Below are 14,688 nucleotides of genomic sequence, written 5' to 3'. Positions count from 1 at the left end.
GGTCTTGACAGCTAAAATGATATTGCTATCAACTAAATCTCTATTTAGTTAAGACAGTCTAAAAATTAAAAATACCTATCACAAGAGAAATTCTTCGGTAGGTATTTTATTTTGCCTAAATATAGGCATGACAATAAAAAAGACCGTCACTTTTTCTTAAATGTGAACGGTCATCTTTTTATTTAGACATCAGTTTTATCATATCCATAATGCATTTCTGTTGTTCTATGTCCATATGATTTATCATTTCCTGTAATTCAGGTATTAAGTTAAGCTCACTATATCCTAAAATATCGTTTGGAGTAATTCCAATCTTCTCACAATAGCCAAGCAGCATACGGATGCTTGCTTTTGACACACCACGCTCCACAGCCGAAATGTGATTTTTAGTAAGCCCTGTTGCTTCACATAATTCTGACTGTAAAACCCCATGGCTTTCTCTTGCATTTTGTAATAATCTGCCTATCTTTACATTTTCCTCATCTATGATTCGATTTGCCATGACAACCACCTTTTCATTCATAGTAAATCCATTATAAATGCTGTCGTTACAAGGTTCAACACAAGTCGACAAAAATAATGGCAATTCATTATTTTCATGTCGAAAAGTAACGACAATAACGATATAATATATGTAGGCAGTAAATCAGTTATTTACGCATTTTGAAATTAGATATATGGTATATATATATTATACAGGTATTGAATATATAAGGAAAGAGGTGTGTTACTTGAAAGCTGTATCGAAATCTGCAAAGGTAAGTCCTGATGCAAAGCGTATTATTAAGGAATTGAAAAGCGGAGAATTGGAAGTGAGAAATGTTCCAGAAGAATTTGCTTTAGATTCTAATGTTGTAAAAGCAGAACGAAAATTGGGACTGAGAAAAAGTGGTCATCGAGGTTTTGATGTAATCACACAAACATTTTTTGTAGAAGAAGATTGGTTTCATAAAGATTTGTCAGGTAATCTTGTTTCAAGATTGCATAAGATGACATTTGATTCTTTTGAGGAATATTATGGATTTTTGGATGGTGATATATACGAAGATGCTTGCTATTATCAGTATGCATTTGAAGATGAATTTTCCAAAAATCTTAATCTTGATATAGACCGATTGAAAAAAGTGAAAAGTTTTGTGACAGAAACTGTAGATGATTATTCGTGTGAACGGTCACAGGATGAAATTGAATTATATGAGCATTGTGAAAAAACAAATAAGAAATGTGTAAAACAGTGGTTGGATAAATTCATTGCTTGTGATACATATGAACAATTCAGAAAGGTGTGCAGTAATTATGAAAAATCAACGGTCTCACAATATAAACGTGTAGAATTTTTCTTTTTCCAGTATGCTTTTGATGCTCAGTGTCACAAAAAGCATTTGGATGTGCTTATGGAATATTTGTCAAAAGACTATTATTTCGGTGGTAATGCTGTACAGGGATTATGCTTGATTCATACACCAGAAGTCATTCTTGATAAATATGATTTTTCACAAGCATCTGTTGCAACCAATAGGAAGCGAAAAAAAGAAGTAAAAGATTTTGTGGAAGACTTGAAAAATCAGGATATTGAGATGACTGTAGTAGGTTATTTTGATAAAGTGACACATTTTTATTGTGAAGAAACAAAAGTGTATCGCTATTATAACAATCAAGGAAGAAAGACTTTGAATCGCTGGGGTAGTGTATATGTATGTCGAGCTTTTGAGACATTTGATGAATTTATCAAGTATAGAAATGGTAATTTGAAAAATTGTGACTTATCAGGAGCCATTGATTTGGATGTTGATTTTTCAAAATATATGACAGATGATACGACAAAATTACCGATTAGAGAAGATGAAAATCTGAGTTGCAAGGTGTTGAAAGTATATAAGAATGGTAAATTTGCAGTATGTCAATTTTGGAGTAATGAAGATAAAGAAATTGTAAAACAGCAGGTACATAGATTTTCATATTTCTTTGATTTCGTGGCATTTTTGAAAGGGGATTTATCTGGTGCAGATTTATTATTCTGTACTGGCATGAAAAATCTTTCCAACATAGACGGAATCAATTTGAATGACGTGAAAATGACCAGTGAAGTATGCGAACAATTTAATGTTCAATATAAATCGTATGATTATGATAAAAAACTCATTGGTGAGTTTCCAGTAGTTGAAAAGAATGAAGAAGAAACAGCATTGATATTACAATCGTCAAGGGAAATTGTTTCATCTGATAGCAGTATGCTTTTCGGAAGTTTTGGAAATATGTTTTTATGGGATTCTAATAGAATTAGCTATATTTCTGATTTACATTTAATGCATAGAATTAAAAATGCAGGATGTAAATCAAAAGAAGATGTCATTTTTACAATACACAAAATCATTGATGACATTTTAGCTGAAAGTACGAGTTTGACACTTATCGGTGGAGATGTGTCATCAGAATTTTCAATATTTGAACTGTTTGTGAAAATGCTTAGAAAGTTAGCAGGCTCAGGAAGACGGGATTTTGTATTTGTTCTTGGTAATCATGAACTTTGGGATTTTCCAGGATTGTCCGTGGATGAGATTGTTGATAAATACAGAACTGTATTAAAGGAAAATGGAATGTATTTATTGCATAATGATTTGTTTTATAGAAATGAATCTGATGACATGGGAATTATTCCATATGATGAATTGATACAGTCAGATAATCAGGCTATTCTTGAAAAATTAAGATGTACAAGATTGGTGATTTTGGGCGGTCTTGGATTCTCAGGTTACAATGAAGAATTCAATGCAAATGACGGTGTGTATCGAGCAACTGTTGATAGAAATACAGAGATTCAAGAGAGTAAAAAGTTTGAACAGCTGTATGATAAATTGACAGATGTATTGGCAAAGAAACATACAATCATCTTTACGCATACACAAAAAAAAGATTGGTGTGTGAATGCAAATTGTCATGATAATTTTGTGTATGTTAGTGGTCATACGCATAGGAATATGTTTTTTGATGATGGTGTAAAAAGAATATATGCTGATAATCAGATTGGTTATAGAAACGAAAGTCCGCATCTGAAAAGTTTTCTGATGGATGGAGAATATGATTATTTTGAGGACTATGAAGATGGCATATATGAAATTACATCTCAGGAATATCAAGATTTTTCTCGTGGAAAGAACATATCAATGGCTTTCAATAGGCAGGTTAATATTCTTTATATGTTGAAAAAGAATGGGTATTACTGTTTTATTCATAAAACAAAGACAGGTTCGCTGTCGATGTTGAATGGTGGAGCATTGAAAAAATTAAATGCAAAAGATGTGAATTATTATTATGATAATATGGATTCAATGATTGCATCTATTGAAACACCTTTGAAAAAATATACAGCTTATCAGGAAAGCATTGCCGATGAAATTAGCAAAATTGGTGGAAGTGGAAGGATTCATGGCTGTATCATTGACATTGATTATTATAATCATGTATATGTGAATCCAGTAGATATGACAGTACGAAGTTATTGGGCATCTGATATTATTAACAAGCTTGTATATCCAAATGTACCGGCATTGTTGAAAAATGAATGCCCGGAATTATATGCTAACTATTTAAAGCTAATTGAAGGTGAAAAATCAAATCCTTTAGCGGTGAAACAGACAAAGAATGAAGTATCATTGTTGCCACAAGAATATTTGGAAACAGACATTTACAAAGCATCTCGTGAGATAAAAAAGATGCAGAAATTGAATTCAAATGTGCTGACAACATGGTATGATATTATTCCAGAGAGGAATGAATTGCCATATAAAAATTAGTATCTAATAAGGAGTGACGATTATGGCAAATAAAGCATACAAGAACCTGAACTGTAAGATTGATAAGTCGGTATCAGATAAGCTGGAGAAATTCATTGCTGATACCAAACTTTCAAAGACGGCTACAGTAGAGAAAGCATTGGAAGAATATATCAACAAGTACTATAAAACTGGTAAAAGATTTAATAAAAAAAGACAGCCACTTTTCCGTTTTAATTTGAAAGGGAGCTGTCTTTTAATTTGTGCTGTCAAATTCTTAACTTAATGACATTGGAGAAAACCAGATAGCCATTTCTTATGAAAGAACTATCTGGTTTTATATATTTTTTTATTACTATTTTTCTATAAATTACTTTTGATTTACAACTCTTCTGGCCTTGTCACTTCATGGTCAGACCAGTTAGCAAGTGTGCCTGCTCCGGACATGTCTGCGCTGTCATTGTAATTTTCTACTGTGATGGTATAGGAACTGGTTCCTTTTACATATACGGTTCCGTCCTCACCCCGAATGGTGACGGTATTTCCATCTTCATCTACAATTGTTCCTGCATTGGAAAGGGTGGTCAATGTACTGTCACCGGTTACAATCCAGGTGCTTCCTTTTTCAATGAAAAGAGTACAATAACCGTCGCCGCCATTTCCGGCATAGGTCCCATCATCTATAATTGCGCCGGTTAAGGTACTATTATCCATCATATAGAAATCAAGCTGGCTGATGCTGTCCCAGATGATATCGCCTTCCATTTCCTGGCTGCTGGCAGTAAAGAGACAGTCCGCTCCGTTTGCACCGCTTTCTCCCCAGCCACGCTGGTTATTATTTCCGGTACATCTTAAGAAGAAATCATTGTCCAATGCATAAGTGATATCCACATCGGAAAGTGTAATGGTAGATTCTGTATTGGTAGTATAGAACATACCGCCATTTTTTGCGGTAAGGCTGCCGCCCTGCATTTCAAAAGTGCTGTTACCTACTTCAGAATCACCGGACATGCTCTGGTATAAAATCACATTCCAGGTGCAGTCATTCTGATCATCATCACTCATACTTCCTTTCTGTGTGCTCTTCTTTGTTTCTGTACACAGTATAGGAAACGAACTTTAGTTATACCTTAGTTTTCCTAAGGAAATTTGTGAAGTTTCTGTGTCTTTTATTTTTTTATGGAAGTTCCAATCTTAAAATTCTACGATTACAGTCTCGCTCTGTACTGCATCCATTCCGGTATGAAGCTTCATATCCGGGTACTCATCTCCGTTGGTAAATACCAGAATGCAGGTTTTCTCATATCCCTGGACTTTGATTTTCTCCGGGTCAAATTCTAAGAGCTTGTCTCCCGCTTTTACTTTCTGTCCCTGTTTTACAAAGTAGCGGAAACCATCGCCCTGCATATTTACGGTATCGATTCCTTCATGAATCAGGACTTCTGCTCCGTTTGATAAGGTTAATCCAACCGCATGTCTGGAATCATCCATTAATAAGGATACTGTTGCGGCACATGGAGCGGTAACAATATTTCCTTCCGGCTCAATTGCCAGTCCAGCACCTAACGCCTTTGAGGAAAATACCTCATCCTTTACTTCTTCAATCGGAATTACTTTTCCCGACAGATATGCTTTCAGAACCGGTGTCTGGTTCTCTTCTGCAGAATTTTCTTTATTTTTAAAAATGGAAAACATCTCTATTTCCCGCCTTTCTTTTCTTTTTTCACTTCTATGCTGCCAAGCCTGGTTGGTTTACATAACTATAGACAACATCCTTGTCTTTCTACTGCTCTTTGCTTTCTTTTATGAAATACGCCTTTTCCTTTGTCTCCTTTTCATTGCTTTCATAATCAAGCTGATACAAAAATGAAAACATGCAATCCAATATAAAATGGAATGCGCTATATACCGCAAACGTATCTATTTTCTCTTCATAAGAGCCCTGCTCCTGGATGTCCACCAGAATGACTTCCTGACACATTTTCGCCACGGAGCTGTCCGGAGTTGCCGTAATTCCTACGCAGTATCGTTTATTCTTTTTCAAAAGCTTTAAGCTTTCTACCACATCCCGGTTTTCGCCGGACTGGGAAATTGCAAGATTGATGGTGTGCTCCGTTGCTGTCAGCGCATAGCCCGGCAGGAAACAGGAACTCATCGTCAAGTTTACTATTTTACCAAAACGCAGCATTTTCTGTTGAAATTCCAGTGCTACGGTAGCAGATGTACCCACACTGAAAACATTAATCATATCAGCTCTGCTCATCCGCTGTACAATGCGGTGCAGCTGGTTATAATCAAATCCAGACACTGTTTTTCTTATAGTCTCCTTATTTAATTTTGCAAGTTTCCTTGCTATCTGTTCAAAAGAGTCATTCCCTGAAAAAGGATAGTTTGCATCTACTACGCCCTGATTTGCAAATGCTTCATATTCTGAATAAAACAGAATCTGAAATTTTTTATATCCATCCAGTCCCAGCTTTCTACAAAATCTTGTAATAGTAGACGGCGACGAAAAAGTCGCACGTGCCAAGGACTGAATGGACATATTCTTTACATCAAACCCATTTTTCATCAAATAAGCCGCAATACTTTTTTCAACATCTGTAAAGTCTGCCTGCTTCATCAGTTTTTCTATAATCATAGCATTTCCCTTTCTTCCGGCAGCCTTTGCCAAATAATTTTACATTTATTTTAGCAGAGAATCCACCGGAAAAAAAGGGAAGATATTGTAAATTACCAGGAATATGCTTTGCGGGTTCCCCGCATCAATTATATTCTAGTCATATTCTTTTACTTTACCGCTCTTAAGCAGGAATGCTGTAATTCCGAATCCCAAAACAATGGATACGATAATTCCTACGCAGTACATCGGGAAGTTGACACATCCAAACCAGCCACTGAAAGCAAGCAGTCCTGAAAAGGAGAAGTTTGTTGCTGCAACACCGCCGATTCCAAGAACTAATCCTGCTGCTGCACCGGAAACAATCATTGTTCCAAGCAACCATTTGCTTCTTAAAATGATACCGTAAAGTCCAGGCTCTGTAATACCGCAAAGTGCATTGGTAAATGCTGCTGAACCTGCAGTTGTCTTGTCTCCTGCATTTTTTGCAAATACTGCCACTGCAAGGCAGATTCCAAGTGCTGCGTAGTTACCCATTCCACCTGCTGCCAGCGCCGGCTCAAAGCCCTGCTCTGCCATAATTCCAAGGAGAATCGGAGTAACTGCCCAGTGCATACCAAGAAGGATTACCAAGGAGAATAATCCACCAAATACAATGCCTACAAGAATCTTGCTTGCGCTTACTACACCGTATACGGCATTAATTCCGTTTGCAACAAGTCCGCCCAGCGGTCAAAATACAAGAATGCTAAGTGGAACAAATACAATCAAACATAAGAATGGAACAAGGATAAACTGCACTACCTGTGGCAAAATCTTTTTCAGCCATTTTTCAAAATAACTCATGCAGAATATTGCCAGTAAAATCGGGATAAAGGAACCGCTGAAATTATATGCGGTAAAGTTAATTCCCAATAAGGAAGCTTTCTCACCGGTTACCAGAAGGTCTGCTACGCCAGGATACATAATGGATGCACCCAGTGTTACGGCTACATAAGGATTACATTTAAAATGCTTTCCTGCTGTAAATGCCAACAGAATCGGGAAGAAATAAATCAGCGAATAAAAAATAGAATAAAAGGTCTGGTAAGTAAGACCTGTGCTGTCTACTACGCCAAAGTTTGCCAGTAATCCAATTAATCCGGATGCGATACCACCGGTTGCCAGAATCGGAATATACGGTGCATATACATCGGACATCATTTTTGTAAATCTGTCTAAAAGTCCGACTTTCTTCTTCCCTTCATCCACAGCTTCTGCTGGATTTTCTGCTTTTAATTTGGATTTCAGTGCCGGAACTTCTGCAAGCTGTGCATAAACATCACCTACATTTGGTCCGATTAATACCTGATAATATCCGGAGCCGATTAAGGTTCCCAGTACACCTTTTACTTTCTTTAAGGAAGCCTGATCAAATTTTGCTCCATCCTTTAATGTAAAACGGAGTCTTGTTGCACAGTGAATACAACTTTCAATATTATCTGTGCCACCCACGCCGGCGATAACCGCCTGAATTAATTCTGAGTAGTCTTTCATTCGTATTACCCCTTTCTTTTGTGTAATTCACATTTTTCTTATATATTTAATCCTGCTGCAAACCCTTCAAAATTTGCATTCATAATGTTCGATGGACTGATACAGTCCCCAATTGCTATGGTATCTTTACAAATTCCGTAAAATGCTTCTACAAGCTTTTTCTGTGCCGAAAGTCCGGTAGAAAGAATCAGGTTGTCATAGGAAATACTCTTCTCTTCTCCCTTTTCATCCTTATAAACAACAACATCTTCTTCGATTCTGCTGCAACCGCATTTTAACAGGCTGTGAAGATTCTCATACTGCAAAAACTTTTGACGTAATGCTTCCCGGTATAAAGAGTTGGCATTTGCTGCCAGTGTATCGGTCAGTTCCAGAATGGAAACATTCTTTCCCTGCTCGGCAAGTTCCAATCCTATCTCGCATCCAATACTTCCTCCACCGAGGATTACTATCTCCTGTCCTAGCTGTTCCGGATATGCAATTGCTTTTGTTGCAAGCTGTACCTTGGAACCGTCAATTCCCGGAATCGGAAGAATCCTCTCTACGGCACCAAGGGCAACTATCAATGAATCCGGCTGAAGCTCTTTTATAGACTCCGGTGTTGCTTCTGTGTTCAGACGAACCTCTATCTTTCTTTTTGCCATCTGAGTCCGATAGTAATTTAACAGCCGCTTAATTTCTTCCTTGTGTGCTTCCTTTTCAATGAAACGAAGCATGCCGCCCAGTTCACTTTCCTTTTCCAGTAATGTAACCTGATGTCCCCGGTCATATGCTGTCATAGCAGCTTTCATGCCTGCCGGTCCTCCGCCAACGATTACCACATGCTTTTTCTCTTTTACTTCCGGCAAATCCAGTCCCGATGGAACAAATTCCTCATTGTGATATCTTGGATTTACGGAGCAGCCTACATTCCAGTGGTCTGTGGAAATGTGATAACAGTTGGAGCATCTGAGACACGGAACAATGTCTTCCGGATGCCCCTCCAATGCTTTCTTCGGCCAGTATGGATCAGCCAGAAGTGTTCTTCCAAATGCCACCATATCCACATAACCCTTTGCAATAATTTCATCTGCCATTTCCGGCGTCATAACGGCGCTGACCACAGAAACCGGAATCTTAAGCTCCTGTTTTGCAATTTTTGCCCATTTGAGATTCGGCATTTCTTCTTCCAGATTGGTTGTGATGCAATGCACATTTGCTTCAAACACTTTATCAATTCCAGATGAAATCTGAACGGTATCCACATACTGCTCTGCCTGCTTCAGGAAGTACATCACATCCTCAAAGCTTATGGAATCTTCAATCCATTCATAGGCACTGACACGCATATCAATCGGATAATCTTTTCCAACTGCTTTCCGGACGGTTTCTAATATCCGAAGTGGAAAACGGCTGCGGTTTTCGATGCTTCCGCCGTAGGAATCTGTCCGGTGATTGTAATGTGGGGAAAGGAACTGTGCCGGAAGCCAGCCATGTCCGAAGTGAAGAAAAATGGAATCGAAACCAATTTTTCTTGCACTTGCTGCGGTCTCGGCATACCACTGCAACGTTTCTTCCATCAACGCTTCATCCATTTCCTTTACTTCCACTCCATCCGGGCGGATAAATCCAGACGGTCCTTTCGCATAATCCACCGTTCTTGCATCCTGTCCTGCGTGAAAGATTTCGATAGAAGCTTTCGCTCCGCCTTTGTGAATCTTCAACACTTTCTTTCTGGTGGCTTCTCTTTCATACTTGGCAAATGGATACGGTTCTTCCGGACTTGCAAAACTGGAACGTCCCGGTTCTACTATTGCATGTCCCGCAATTACAAGTGCTGCACCGCCCAATGCTTTTTCTTCAAAATCATCACCTGTCGGTGTTGCCACAATTCTATTTTTTAATATCATTCCATTAATAGAAATTGGCTGAAATAAATGATTATACACGTTCTTCTCCTTTCTGCTGTATTTTATTTACCTTCATCTTAAGGCACTTAAACCGCAGAAACAAGCCACTGAAAACAACTGGAAAATATTTTTCACAATCTCTATTTTTCATCATTTATTTATGAAATTTATTATCTTTTTATAATTTAGGGCTTCACTTTTTGTTTTTTTTGTTTTTTAAGTCAAAAAAGCACGTTAACCAACCTGGCTAACGTGCTGCTTTGTTTTCTTATTATTCTTTGCTTCCTACATTACCCGGAATACTGCGACGCCAAACGGTGGCAGCGGATAGGAAATGGAATATTCTCTTCCATCACATTCCGACTTCACCGCCTTATAGCTTGCCGGTCTGCTCTTATCTGCTTCTGTTCCGCCGAAACGCTCTTCATTGCTGTTCAGCAGAAGGTGATAGGTGCCTTTCTTCGGTACACCCACACGGTAATCATCTCTGGCTACCGGAGTCATGTTACAGACAAAGAGAAGTGAGTTCTTGCCATTCTTGCTCTTGCGGACAAAGCTGTAGATGCTTCTGTCTGCATCATCTGCATTAATCCACTCGAAACCGTTCCAGTCGCTATCCTGCTCATACATTGCCGGATATTTGCGGTAAATATGGAGCAGTTCACGGAAGTATTCATTCATCTGTCTGTGACGTGGTTCTTCCATAAGATACCAGTCTAATTCCCGTTCTTCACTCCATTCACGAAGCTGTCCGAAATCCTGTCCCATAAAGAGAAGCTTCTTACCCGGATGTCCCATCATAAAGGAGTATGCGCTCTTTAAATTGCGGAACTTGTCTTCCTCATCACCTGGCATCTTCTCCCACATGGATTTCTTCAGATGCACAACCTCATCATGAGACAGCACCAGTATGTATTTTTCAGAGCTGTTATAGCTCATGGCGAAAGTCATCTTGTGATGATTATTTTTACGGAAATACGGGTCTAAAGACATATAATCCAGGAAATCATGCATCCATCCCATATTCCATTTGTATGTGAAATTCAATCCACCCTTGTCTGCCGGTCCGGTTACCATCGGCCAGGCGGTAGATTCCTCTGCAATCATGACAGTACCGTGATTTCTTCCGGTGATTAAGGTATTGATATGGCGGAAGAATTCGATGGCTTCTAAGTTCTTGTTCTCACCATATTTATTGGCAATCCACTGTCCGTCTTTCTTGCCATAGTCAAGATATAACATGGATGCCACCGCATCTACACGGAGTCCGTCAATGTGATAATGTTCAATCCACATTAAGGCACTTCCGATTAAGAAGTTCTTTACTTCGGATTTGCCATAATCAAAAATCTTAGTACCCCACTCCGGATGTTCACCCATCCGTGGGTCAGAATATTCATATAACGGGCAGCCGTCAAAATCAGCCAGTCCGTGGGCATCCTTCGGGAAATGTGCCGGTACCCAGTCTAAGATAACGCCAATGCCATGCTTATGCAGGTAGTTTACCAGATAAACAAAATCCTCCGGCGTTCCATACCGTGAAGTTGGTGCATAGTAGCCGGTTACCTGATAGCCCCAGGAACCATCGTATGGATATTCGGAAATTCCCATTAATTCTACATGGGAATATCCCATGCCTTTAACATATTTTGTCAGTGCTTCTGCCATTTCACGGTAGGAATAGAATCCCTCATCTTCTCTTCCCGGATGGCGCATCCAGGAACCCAGATGTACCTCGTAAATTGCCATCGGCTCTGCATAGACATCTTCTGTCTGTTTCCGTTTGTCCATCCACTTATCATCTGTCCATTTGAAATGCTCAATATCAGCAATACGGGAAGCTGTTCCCGGGCGTACCTCTGCATAATTGGCGTATGGATCGGCTTTATACAATTTCCGTCCATCTGGTGTGATAATCAGATATTTGTATAGGTCTCCTAATTTTGCCTTTGGAATAAATGTTTCATAAATTCCAATTCCTGACGGCTCTAACCGCCGCATCGGATTTGCTGTCTCATCCCAGTCATTAAAAGTTCCAATGACATAGACTTCTGCAGCATGTGGTGCCCAGACATCGAAAAGAATCCCCTTTTTCTTCCTTATCTCTGCCGGATGAGCTCCCAGTTTCTTATAAATGTCATAGTGTGTTGCCTGGCCAAATAAATACATATCCAGTTCTGTGAAGTTCCCCATTTATACTACACCTCATTTCTTTCTTTCCTATTCTTCGAAATCCTTTTCATGAAGGATGACATAATCATCATCTTTGTATTTCTTTGAGAAAAATACCTTCTTAATGCTGAATTTCTCGGAATTGGCAATTGCTTCGTCCACGATTTCTTTCACCTCGGTCAGTGTGGTCGCTCTGTCTAAGCGTTGAATGTTACTAATTCTGTTGTATAGAGCAAGAACTGCCATCTCATCTATTTCATAGGTCAGTTCGTGGGCATACGATTTTGCAAAGGATACCAGCTCATCACTGGTAAATATCGGAAGTGTAATCTTCTCGGTAAATCTTTTTGCAAAAGATTCATCCCGTCCCATTGCTTTGGTGATACCCTCTCTGGTATCTTCCGCGATTACAAGGATTCCGGTGTCATCCGCTTCTAATGCCAGTGATAATTTCACAGCTGTCTCCCGGCTGATTCCTCCGATTTTTTCTATAATAAGACATCCACCGGCAACTTTCTTTAAAAGCTCCGGGATATTTTTCTGATTTAATGAAACGGCATCTATCTTTCCGACACGCTTGCCCGGCTTTCCGATTTCATTCTGGATTGCCTTCACCAGTGCGGTGGCAAGTACGGTCTTACCGCTTCCTCTTGCTCCCTGAATCAGGATGTTGCCACCTTTAATTCCCTTTTCTAAATGTTCAATGGATCCTTCCATTGCCTGACAAATCTGCGGCTCCATTCCGGATACCGGAACAAAATAAGTAAAGATAGCTTTCTGTTCCTTGGAAAGATGGGTAATCGGTTTTCTCTCTCCGATGTTATCCTCATCTAAATCCGGCTCTGCAATCTCCGGAAGTTTCTCCTCCGGCTTTGCATCCTCTGTCTCAGCTTCCGGTTCTAACTGTATATTCGGTAAGACTTCTTCTGCAGCATCGGATACTTCCTCTGCTTCTGTTGCTGCCACTTCTTCTGCTATATCGTCCGGCAGTGCAATCTCTGGGAGTTCTTCTTCCGGAGAAAGTTCTGTCATTTCTTCTGTGCCAGCCGGTTCTTCTTCATCGGCAACTGCAATACCTTCTCCTTCCGGAATCTCCATCGCATCTGCTGCATCTACAGCCAGCTCTCCGTTTTGTCCCGGTACACCGGCAGCTAGGAATTCATCGATTTTCGCATTTGCCTGGCTGATAGAATCAATCTGCTGCTGCAAAATATCATTCATATTGGCAACAAGCTGTCCGGCTTCTTCCTCCGGCAGCTTGCCTAAGTATTCTTTTTCTAATAATTCTTTGGAGGTAAGTCCTGCATCCAGCTGCGGAATTACATCTGCAAGACGTTCCATGATATCTCCGGCTTCTGCTAATGCCTTTGCCTTGGCAGATTCTAACTTCTGCTGCTCCGCTTCCTGTAATGCTTTCTCTGCGGCACGCTTGGTCTTCTCCCACTCCTCTAAAATATCCTGTATGCTCATCTGTCCGGTAATCTGTGCTTCTAATGCACTCTTCTCCGGGACTACCATACGCATCTGACCATCATAATCTTCGCCTAACATCTCCTGGAAATTAATTTTCAGGGAGCCATCGATTTCTTCATCGGTTGGGATATCCGCAAAACGCTCTTTCTGTGCTTCTTCATCCTGTGGGAGCTGTAAATAAGGAATCTCTTCTACAATTTTCTTGATGCCCTGCATGGTATCTGCCACTTCTTCCTTCTCTGTGGCATTCATAATCTGCTGCATGCTGCGGGCTAATTCTTCCTGCAGGTTTACCGTATTAAACTTCTCTGCATTGGTGGTTACCGGTTTAATCTGTACTGGCTCCTTGATAATCTCACCGGATTCCAGATAATCCTCCGGCCGCACTTCCACGATTCCGTCCTTACGCTGTTTAAACTGGCGGTACTTGTCCTCCTGTGCCCGGTTTAATGGCTGATAAAGCATCTTTAATTCCAGTGCTTTCTCTACATATGGACCATCGCCAAACCAGAGAATCAGTTCATCACAGGCATTGATACATTCTTCGCTGCGTCCCGCCTGATGATATAAATATGCCAATTCAAATGCCCATTTCTCGGTATATTCCTGTTCCTTTAATTCTTCGAGAATCTGAATTAAAACATCCAGTCCTGCACCCTTTGCTTTATTCATCTCATAACGGAGAATATATTTCAAATTATCATGGGGTGCAATCTCTACAAACTCATCATAATATTCCTGTGCTTCATCAAATTCCTTGGTTTTAATGGCAATCTCTGCCAGCTTATAGATAATCATTCGTCCGATAGGAGAACGGTCATATGCCATCAGAAGGATCTCTTTTGCTTCATCATAACGACCAATCTGTGCATAAATATCTCCGGCTTTCATCAGTGCGTTGACATTACGGACCTTTCGCCAGTTGATACTGTCAGCAATTTCAGCAGCTTCTGTATACTGCTTCTTCGCCATCAGATTTTTTATTTCATCTAGTTTTAATTTGTATTCATATTTATCCAAAATATGTCACCTCAATATCTATTTCAAGTAAACTTAAATTCATCTTTTTTCGTCAGGGTATACTGACCCCAATTATTGTTTTAAGTGTACCATAAGGGGTGCCTTCTGTCAAAAATAATCGAACCGGCACGACGGACTTTTTCATGTTTAAAAAAGAATGTGCCTTGCACATTCTCGCGCCTGCGGCGGTCGCTTGCGACATCTA

Annotated in this window: 9 protein-coding genes and 1 pseudogene; 2 read left to right on the top strand and 8 right to left on the bottom strand. The window is 39.6% G+C overall.

Annotation, left to right across the window (positions count from 1 at the left end; genetic code table 11):
- Positions 1–178: 178 nt before the first annotated feature.
- Complete coding sequence (locus DXB43_RS08000; protein ID WP_158567207.1) at positions 179–502, bottom strand: helix-turn-helix domain-containing protein; 324 nt, start codon at positions 500–502, stop codon at positions 179–181.
- A gap of 229 nt (positions 503–731) precedes the next feature.
- On the opposite strand from DXB43_RS08000, the gene DXB43_RS07995 reads away from it, so the two are divergent.
- Both DXB43_RS07995 and DXB43_RS07990 read left to right on the top strand, forming a co-directional pair.
- Entirely contained in the window at positions 732–3,794 is a 3,063-nt protein-coding gene (locus tag DXB43_RS07995) for a metallophosphoesterase (RefSeq protein ID WP_243006660.1), read from the top strand.
- Positions 3,795–3,816: 22 nt separating this feature from the next.
- A complete protein-coding gene (locus tag DXB43_RS07990) occupies positions 3,817–4,059 on the top strand; it encodes a hypothetical protein (protein WP_117947295.1) in 243 nt (80 codons plus the stop codon).
- 95 nt (positions 4,060–4,154) lie between these two features.
- Here DXB43_RS07990 and DXB43_RS07985 read toward each other — a convergent pair whose 3' ends face one another.
- The 7 genes and pseudogenes from DXB43_RS07985 to DXB43_RS07955 all read right to left on the bottom strand — a co-directional run bounded on the left by DXB43_RS07985 (position 4,155) and on the right by DXB43_RS07955 (position 14,483).
- Positions 4,155–4,838, bottom strand: a complete 684-nt coding sequence (locus DXB43_RS07985) for a hypothetical protein (protein ID WP_117947294.1) — start codon at positions 4,836–4,838, stop codon at positions 4,155–4,157.
- Between the two features lie 129 nt (positions 4,839–4,967).
- Positions 4,968–5,468 carry a PTS sugar transporter subunit IIA gene (locus tag DXB43_RS07980; RefSeq protein ID WP_117947293.1) on the bottom strand — a complete coding sequence of 167 codons (501 nt, stop codon included), beginning with the start codon at positions 5,466–5,468 and terminating at the stop codon, positions 4,968–4,970.
- A gap of 88 nt (positions 5,469–5,556) precedes the next feature.
- Positions 5,557–6,414 (bottom strand): MurR/RpiR family transcriptional regulator, encoded by an 858-nt coding sequence (locus tag DXB43_RS07975; protein WP_147326046.1) that lies wholly within the window; start codon positions 6,412–6,414, stop codon positions 5,557–5,559.
- A gap of 135 nt (positions 6,415–6,549) precedes the next feature.
- A pseudogene (locus DXB43_RS15455) lies at positions 6,550–7,929 on the bottom strand (PTS transporter subunit EIIC).
- Between the two features lie 38 nt (positions 7,930–7,967).
- The gene (locus DXB43_RS07965; RefSeq protein WP_199534948.1) at positions 7,968–9,857 is read right to left on the bottom strand and encodes an oxidoreductase; all 1,890 of its coding nucleotides are present in this window, start codon (positions 9,855–9,857) and stop codon (positions 7,968–7,970) included.
- Between the two features lie 246 nt (positions 9,858–10,103).
- A complete protein-coding gene (gene glgB / locus DXB43_RS07960) occupies positions 10,104–12,011 on the bottom strand; it encodes a 1,4-alpha-glucan branching protein GlgB (RefSeq protein WP_117947292.1) in 1,908 nt (635 codons plus the stop codon).
- A gap of 27 nt (positions 12,012–12,038) precedes the next feature.
- Positions 12,039–14,483, bottom strand: a complete 2,445-nt coding sequence (locus tag DXB43_RS07955) for a tetratricopeptide repeat protein (protein ID WP_117947291.1) — start codon at positions 14,481–14,483, stop codon at positions 12,039–12,041.
- Positions 14,484–14,688: the final 205 nt, after the last annotated feature.

The organism is Roseburia sp. OM04-10BH (assembly GCF_003462605.1).
GTDB lineage: Bacteria > Bacillota > Clostridia > Lachnospirales > Lachnospiraceae > Roseburia_C > Roseburia_C amylophila.
Note: the sequence above shows the minus strand (reverse complement) of the source record. Positions and strands in the feature narration are given on the sequence as shown.

Bases quoted from the DNA above. Each gene is read 5' to 3' on its own strand.
- DXB43_RS08000 (WP_158567207.1), bottom strand. From the start codon at position 502: ATGGCAAATCGAATCATAGATGAGGAAAATGTAAAGATAGGCAGATTA.
- DXB43_RS07990 (WP_117947295.1), top strand. From the start codon at position 3,817: ATGGCAAATAAAGCATACAAGAACCTGAACTGTAAGATTGATAAGTCG.
- DXB43_RS07985 (WP_117947294.1), bottom strand. From the start codon at position 4,838: ATGAGTGATGATGATCAGAATGACTGCACCTGGAATGTGATTTTATAC.
- DXB43_RS07980 (WP_117947293.1), bottom strand. From the start codon at position 5,468: ATGTTTTCCATTTTTAAAAATAAAGAAAATTCTGCAGAAGAGAACCAG.
- DXB43_RS07975 (WP_147326046.1), bottom strand. From the start codon at position 6,414: ATGATTATAGAAAAACTGATGAAGCAGGCAGACTTTACAGATGTTGAA.
- glgB (WP_117947292.1), bottom strand. From the start codon at position 12,011: ATGGGGAACTTCACAGAACTGGATATGTATTTATTTGGCCAGGCAACA.